Here is a 7,333-nt window from a genome sequence, read left to right as displayed (position 1 = left end):
AAATTTCGACCTAACTCAGTCAAGGTCAGTGTCTTACATTCAATCAGTGCCTTAGAGGCCAGCATCAAGCTGTTTAATCGTTTTAGGTGAAGTTCTGGGCAGTATTGGTGTAAAGAATGTTGTAGGATATTGGCTTCGCGCATCTTGTTGTCCAAGTGTAGTTTTTGGCGAAACCATTTGATCATGCAACAAGATGCGCTTCCACCCTAATTTGATGATTTATTTGTAAATCATCAGGGGATTCTTCAGTACTTAGCATTTAACTAAGTGAATTAATTCATGATGTGGATACAGAACTATTAGATTTTACTTTACGATTTCCTTTAATTCCTAGGTGAACATGTAACCTATTTTTACAATGTTCATTTCTGATTTTTCTATAAGACAGTTTTTAATTAATGTTATCATGGAAGAATCTATTGCCAATTTAATTAGGTTTTTCACCTGAAAAATTTGTTGAAATCTTCACGATCCAAGGTTGCAATAAGTTATTGAAAACTCCCATTAAACAAGATTAATTAAAAAACTAAAGTTTTACATAAATGGTGATGAAAATTCATCTAGCGAAACATACTTAACTGACGCTCACTTATTTGATAGAGATATAATTATTATCTTGTTTACGAATGATAATGTTTAACTTTTATTTTTTGCGACCTTGTTTAAAAGTGTATTGGACAAGCTTTGTGTACAAGTTTTGGATATGGAAAAATATGATACTCTATCTCTTAAAATATAATGTTAAATTTGGTTTAATAGTCTTTAAAAAAAGAATTTCTCACACAGCCACTCGGTGATAATTTAGGTGTTACTTAGGATTTTATGGCCTTTACATATTAATGTATAGGCCAGATTATCAGATAGTCAAATATTTATATCTCTTAACCACTGTCCTACGGTACGTGGTGTAATTCCTAATAATACTTGCGCACTCATAGCTTGTTTGATTGCTGAATCTTGAGTTAATGCTTTTGCTTTATATCCTTTTACAACCTCTGTTGCGGCACTTTCTCCAAACAAAATAGCTAATTTCATACCAAACTCATCAGGAGTAAGGCTTTGAAAGCTAACATCATGACCAAAATAGTCGGCAAATGCATCTGCTAGGTCATTACCAGTGATGGCAGGCAATTGGCCCACTTCCACAATCCCTGTTACAGAAAAATCGCGAAGAAGAGCTGCTGCGACATCAGCAATATCAAGATGAGAACACCAAGAAACTGGATAATCATTACGTAGTGGATAAGGGAGTTTATGATCTTCTTTCACTGGTCCAATAACAATTGGCAACAACAAATTCTCAAGATATAACTGCGGTGCAATGATAGCCAAAGAGACGCTCGTCTTCTCAAGTTCATTAATCAGAGTGGGCAATGCGCTTTTATCTCCAGGGATACCTAAGGGCCAACCACTAGTTGTAAGAACTACACGGGCAGGCTTAGCCTCCATAATCGCTTTCGCTATATTATGTGCAAATTCACTACGCATTACTTCAGGACCAATTGGTAAATGAAGGAATATCCCATCAGCACCAGCATAAGCAGAAATAAGAGAGTCCACTGAAGTTAAGTCTAAAGCGACTGTTGGAACACCCTTAAGAGAGGTGGGGTTGCGCACAACAGCAACTGCATCCGTACCTTGCTCAATCAACTTATTAAAAAGGGGCGCTCCCTGGGCACCAGTTGCTCCATGAATAATGTATTTCATATATACTCCAGTAATGATAATTTAAACAGAGTGATAATAGTGCAGACGTTAAGTCGGTTACGTCAAATGCACTATTAGAAATAACTTACAAAAATGAGAAAAGTATGAATAACAGAGAAACGCCTTGTTGCGGAGTCGCGCGTTTTTTAATACTTATGGATGGCCCATGGGCAACGTTAATCATTAGAGAGCTGTTACATGGCCCCCTTCGTTTTACCGAACTGAAAAATAACCTGAATGGAATTAGTGCACATACCCTAACCCACAGATTAAAGCAATTTGAAGCTAACGGACTTGTTACTCGCACTGTGTATGCCGAAACGCCGCCACGAGTGGTATATGAATTAACTACTTTAGGCGAAAATCTACGAGATGTTCTTGAAGCAATGGGAAAATGGGGTGAAACCATTCCAGACCAACTTATCCAACGCAATAAATTATAAAGTGAAGTAGCTAGGGTCTGTTGATCTTTGGCCGGTGATTTTCAGACAGTATGGCAAGACGTTATAATTTGCTTCGCCAAAAGTAACTATAACCTCAAGCCATGCAAAGACTTATGTTAACGGATGCCAGCTGGGGAAAAGCTATTTCATTTAGTGCTTGTTAATTTTCTGAACACCATTAACTTCCTGCGAACGTTTTACGCCAAGCACTTGGGCTAACGTGAAAACGTTGATTAAAATGTTGCCTAAATGACGTTGCAGTCTGAAAACCAACCATTTCAGACACTTGTTCTACAGAAAGTCTTGTACTTTCAAGAAGCTCAAGGCTACGTTGCAGACGAGTACTTACAAGCCATTTTCCAAATGACATACCGGTAGCGTTGTTGAAATGCCGAGTAAAGGTACGGCGACTCATAAATAATTGATCTGCTAAATCAGCGATAGAATATTGTTTGTCGAGGTTTTCACGTAAATAATCCAGTAACCTATTGACCTCTGCATCTTGAGTTGATTTTGGGATAGGTTGTGCAATAAATTGTGCCTGACCGCCTTCTCTGTGCGGAGGTACAACTAAGATACGTGCAACTTTATTCGCTGTTTTTGTCCCATAAAAAGACCTCACAATATACAAGCAACAGTCTAAAGCGGCAGCAGTACCTGCAGAAGTGACTACACGGTCACTTTCAACATAAAGTGCATTCGTATTTAGCTTTATATTTGGAAAACGAACTGTAAAATCTTCCTCTGCCATCCAATGAGTTGCAGCTTCTTTTTTATCTAATAGCCCTGAGTAGGCTAACGCATAAGCACCATAACAAAGCCCCACGACCATAGCCCCTCTTTCATGAGCTTTAACCAATGCTTCAGATACATCAGAAGCAGGTGCACTGTCTAGGTCATGCCACCCAGGGATGACAACTATATCTGCCAACTCAACGAGTTCTAATCCACCATCAGGCTGAACTGTCATCCAATTGTCAGTGTGTTGTGGCTTACCATCAATTGACACTATCTTTAAGTCAAAAATGGGTTTGTTATCTGGCTGCATCGAAAAAACGGCTTGAGGCACAGCGACATGAAACACGCTGAAATGAGGGTAGAGAATCAAAGCGACTGTTGGTACTTGCATATGCAAAGTGCTCCCAAGTGGTTCGTCATATCATTATTTGGCCCAATTATTTCGACATTTGTCACTTGGGTCAATATTCCCTCTCGTAAATACCGAAGATAATGTCTCATATTAATCAACCGCCAAAGAGATACATTATGAAAAACAAAGCTATCACCATCCTACTTACCTTAGGGCTTGCAACCATAATAAATAGCAGCAATGCACTAGCTGAATCGGCTCCAACGCTGCATGCAGAACCACAGCAGATTCACTTTCAGCATATTCGAAATGCAACATCTAAACTTACTTATGGTGGCACAACATTCTTAATCGATCCTATGCTGGCAGAGAAAGATACCTATCCTGGTTTTGCCGGTACTTACCGTAGTGAAATACGTATACCAATGATCGATTTACCCATGTCAGCTAAAGCTGTAATTGACAATGTAGACGCTGTTATTGTCACTCACACACATCTTGATCATTGGGATGATGCAGCACAAAGTGTAATACCTAAAACGATGCCTTTATTTGTTCAAAATGAAGAGGATGCAAATACTATTCGCGCTCAAGGCTTTAAAGATGTGCGTGTGTTAGGGATTAAAACTCAGTTCAATGGCATTAGTTTAACCAAAACGGGTGGGCAGCATGGCACGGATGAAATGTATGCAATCCCAGAGTTAGCTAAATTGTTAGGAGAAGCTATGGGGGTGGTTTTACAAGCAGATAATTACAGTACTGTATATTTTGTCGGTGATACCATTTGGCGTAATGAAGTGGAAAATGCTCTAAATGAATTTAAGCCTGAAGTAGTTGTTCTTAACACGGGTGATGCTCGTTTAGACAGCCTTGAAGGTTCTATTATCATGGGTGAACAAGACACACTTCGGGCTATTAAGCATGCCCCCCAAGCAAATATTGTTGCGGTACACATGGATACGGTCAATCACGCAGCATTGACTCGTAAAGAGCTCAGGGAGTTCGTGCAGGAAAAAGGCATAGAAAAACAAGTATTAATTCCTGAAGATGGTGAGTCGTTGAAGTTATAAGTATAGTTTCTTGATTAATTAGTTGTGAATGAGAAATAAAGGGAGTAAGTGGGTACTCGAAGTCGTGAGTTTGTGAATGAGAAATAAAGGGAGTAAGTGGGTACTCGAAGTCGTGAGTTTGTGAATCAGTCTCGCACAGACTGATTCACACATAAAGCTCAGAGATCTCGCGTTCGTTGTTGGCTGATGTGCTTCTGCTCCCCCTAACCGAGTAAGAAGTCAGAGATGAGTCAAATTCTGAATGTTTATGCAGTTTTGTGTGCAGAAGTGAAGTTTATCGACATAATCTAGCAATTCGCTTCGAAAACAGCTAAATATTGCGCGTAAACACGCAATTTCTGCATGTTAATAACTATTAATTTGAATCTCTTTGTGTATTCATTACAAATTGAAGATCAGCTATATTGTTGCGATACAAACTTATTAGGGAAATACAATGTCTGAATTCTTAGAGATCTTAACTCATGCTCGTCGCTTAAAAGCTTCTGTTAAAGAGTTATCTGTTGCTGAACTAAAAGATGTGTACGAAAAGTTAGGCAAGATCGTTGCTGAAAGAGAAGAAGAAGCGAATGCTGAAGCTGAAGCAAATGCTGAGCGTATCGCTAAAATTGCAGAACTTCAGAAGATGATTGAGTCAGCTGGTTTATCACTTGATGATCTTGGCGGTGTTACTGCTAAAGTAAAAAGCACAAGAGCACCACGTCCAGCTAAATATTCAATCGTAGTTGAGGGCGAAACTGTCACTTGGACAGGGCAAGGTAGAATGCCAACTATTTTCAAAAAACAAATTGAAAATGGCCGTTCAATCGAAGACTTTTTGATCTAAATTCCCTGTCTATAACAGAACAGACTGATGAAAGTCTGTTCTGCCCCATTATCATTTAGAGTCACTGTTCGTCATGGGGTCATAAATCAGTGTTTGACCAACCTTTTGTAATGAATCAATATGTCCTTAGTCACAAGTCCAAAACCAATGCAGAATAGACCCTTAAAGGTAAGTCAATTGGGCGGTAAACAAGTTTTACAACCCACATCTGGTCATTAACTGAGCTGTGTGCATTAAGGCTAGACAAGTCTAGTACATACCTATTCTTTATCAGACCGATTTTATGCACTTTTAAATGCATAAAAGATGTGACTAAGAGACAGGTCCTTAGGTGACTAATTGCTGGATTGAACCGTATTTAATGATTTGATGGCTGATCAATTCGCAGATACTATTCAGCTACAACCACTCCAAAATAAGCATTTATAAATCAAATGGTTAATTGGTATCAAATAATAATTACAAGGTGTAGTCTGTTGTGCAAGAGAATCAAAAAATCGATTTTAATCAGAAATTAGAAGTAGTCCTAGCAACTGAGGATTACTATCATTCGTTAGTTGAACTTCTTAGCGATTACCGGATTGAATATAAAGAAGTTATCAAAAAACTTGCTAGTGCTCATAACTCAGGGGAATTGGACGTTTTAAAATTTTTAAATTCCCCTCAATGCTTAGATGGATACATTTCTCACATACGACAATACTTAGGTGTGATTGGTTTAATTGAAGCACCTACTAAATCTGTATTTGAAACAAGCCAAATAATTCTAAGTAAGGGCGAATATTGCAATATACCTATAAGTGAATTTTTGGGTGAAAATAAGTCAAGAATTAAAGATGCTGTTGAAATGTTGGCTAAGTCACCGATTAAATGGGAGTTTTTTTTAAGAGCTACTTTAATCAGTCAATCGAAGATATCTTTAGAAGAAAGCTTCCAATTCGCTCTAGAACTGACCGCTCATTCAAATCAAAAAATACAAACTGAAGCAATACTAGCATTGGGTTATTTAAAATATTCAAGCGATAGTGGCTTACTAGCAAAAGCTCTTGAACATATACATTCATTATTAGAACAAAACCATGCTGATGAGCTGGCTAAAAGTTGTTTACAGACTATTAATGAGATATGTAAAAAAGACTCTTCACTTGCTGCGAATGCCACCAAAAGCATAACATTATGCTTACTTGACGATTCGATTATGTTGCTAGAAGAGGTATCACGAATAGTATGGTTGGATGAAGAGCATTTACCAACAGAATGGGAGGTGCTCTTTTTAAGTTTCTTTGATCAATTTTCAATCACTGAATGGCAAAAATCCCATACTGTAGACTATGCGTTAACGACTCTTCTAAACAGGGAATGCAGAGCTGAAGTTATTGGACTATTAGAAAAAAAGCTTGTTGCCAATTGCGATGACAACTTCGAAATCACCAGCTTTCACAATATCTCTACAGCGATATGGGAAAATAAAAACATAGATCATGAAGAGTTATTTACTCGTTGGTTTTGTTCTGGCAACCACTACCTTTGTCAGGCTGCTTCAGATATTATTTTCGAACATGAAAACACTCCCTCTAAAGTAAGTAAAATCGATGACTCCAAGGACTATTTCTTTGTCGCAAGAAAAGCCGTTGGTTGGTTATTCTTAAAACCGAAGTTGGCTACATTTTACGTACTTTCGATATTGGAACACTGTAATGATTCTGATTTTGAAAAAATATCTGAGTTATTATTTTACCCATTACTTATGAATACACCCAAAACTATAGAGGGGGTTATTAAAGATCATATAGCTGAACTGGATAAACGGAAAAAGAAAACCAAAGAGTTACTCCATTTATTGAAGAGAAATGATGCCTATCATGACGTACTAATGAAAGCGTCTTTAAACAAAGAACTTCATCCCAGTACTAGACATAGAGAAGCTATGGGACGGAAAAATTATGTTGAAAATGAAGCAATGATGAAAGAAGCACGTAAGGGCTCTTTCTTGGCATCATTGTTTGGCAATAACTCAAAAGTCTTATTGTATGGCAACAAGTCTGTTTTTAAGCAGTATAATGGTAATGGAGAGTCCAGAAGGCAGGTAATGCCTCTCAGTAAAATAAGTCACTCAACTGAAACTCCTATATTTTTTTCCATAGATCCCATTGGATTAAACCGACTAATTAATATTTTTAGGTATGAGGGGTAAGAT

Annotated in this window: 6 protein-coding genes and 1 pseudogene; 4 read left to right on the top strand and 3 right to left on the bottom strand. The window is 37.8% G+C overall.

Annotation, left to right across the window (positions count from 1 at the left end; genetic code table 11):
- Both L5M29_RS15560 and L5M29_RS15555 read right to left on the bottom strand, forming a co-directional pair.
- Positions 1-143, bottom strand: a pseudogene (locus L5M29_RS15560) (IS4 family transposase); the annotation flags it as partial.
- Between the two features lie 721 nt (positions 144-864).
- Complete coding sequence (locus L5M29_RS15555; RefSeq protein WP_263168639.1) at positions 865-1,707, bottom strand: SDR family oxidoreductase; 843 nt, start codon at positions 1,705-1,707, stop codon at positions 865-867.
- A gap of 104 nt (positions 1,708-1,811) precedes the next feature.
- Here L5M29_RS15555 and L5M29_RS15550 point away from each other — a divergent pair, with 104 nt between their 5' ends.
- Positions 1,812-2,150 (top strand): winged helix-turn-helix transcriptional regulator, encoded by a 339-nt coding sequence (locus L5M29_RS15550; RefSeq protein ID WP_172591458.1) that lies wholly within the window; start codon positions 1,812-1,814, stop codon positions 2,148-2,150.
- 178 nt (positions 2,151-2,328) lie between these two features.
- On the opposite strand, the gene L5M29_RS15545 is transcribed toward L5M29_RS15550, so the two are convergent.
- Entirely contained in the window at positions 2,329-3,279 is a 951-nt protein-coding gene (locus L5M29_RS15545; protein WP_263168636.1) for a GlxA family transcriptional regulator, read from the bottom strand.
- A gap of 137 nt (positions 3,280-3,416) precedes the next feature.
- Between L5M29_RS15545 and L5M29_RS15540 the strand changes: the two genes are divergently transcribed.
- From L5M29_RS15540 to L5M29_RS15530, 3 genes are all read left to right on the top strand, one after another.
- Entirely contained in the window at positions 3,417-4,310 is an 894-nt protein-coding gene (locus L5M29_RS15540) for an MBL fold metallo-hydrolase (protein ID WP_263168634.1), read from the top strand.
- A 436-nt stretch (positions 4,311-4,746) separates the two neighbouring features.
- Entirely contained in the window at positions 4,747-5,136 is a 390-nt protein-coding gene (locus tag L5M29_RS15535; RefSeq protein ID WP_006081626.1) for an H-NS family nucleoid-associated regulatory protein, read from the top strand.
- A 478-nt stretch (positions 5,137-5,614) separates the two neighbouring features.
- Positions 5,615-7,330, top strand: coding sequence for a hypothetical protein (locus tag L5M29_RS15530; RefSeq protein ID WP_263168630.1), 1,716 nt, complete (start codon positions 5,615-5,617; stop codon positions 7,328-7,330).
- Positions 7,331-7,333: the final 3 nt, after the last annotated feature.

Source organism: Shewanella sp. SM95 (genome assembly GCF_025653595.1).
GTDB classification, from domain to species: domain Bacteria; phylum Pseudomonadota; class Gammaproteobacteria; order Enterobacterales; family Shewanellaceae; genus Shewanella; species Shewanella oncorhynchi.
The sequence above is the reverse complement of the archived record's forward strand: the minus strand, read 5'-3'. Positions and strand labels throughout refer to the sequence as shown.

Coding starts and splice junctions, on each gene's coding strand:
- L5M29_RS15545 (WP_263168636.1), bottom strand. CDS start 3,279: ATGCAAGTACCAACAGTCGCTTTGATTCTCTACCCTCATTTCAGCGTG.
- L5M29_RS15540 (WP_263168634.1), top strand. CDS start 3,417: ATGAAAAACAAAGCTATCACCATCCTACTTACCTTAGGGCTTGCAACC.
- L5M29_RS15555 (WP_263168639.1), bottom strand. CDS start 1,707: ATGAAATACATTATTCATGGAGCAACTGGTGCCCAGGGAGCGCCCCTT.
- L5M29_RS15550 (WP_172591458.1), top strand. CDS start 1,812: ATGAATAACAGAGAAACGCCTTGTTGCGGAGTCGCGCGTTTTTTAATA.
- L5M29_RS15535 (WP_006081626.1), top strand. CDS start 4,747: ATGTCTGAATTCTTAGAGATCTTAACTCATGCTCGTCGCTTAAAAGCT.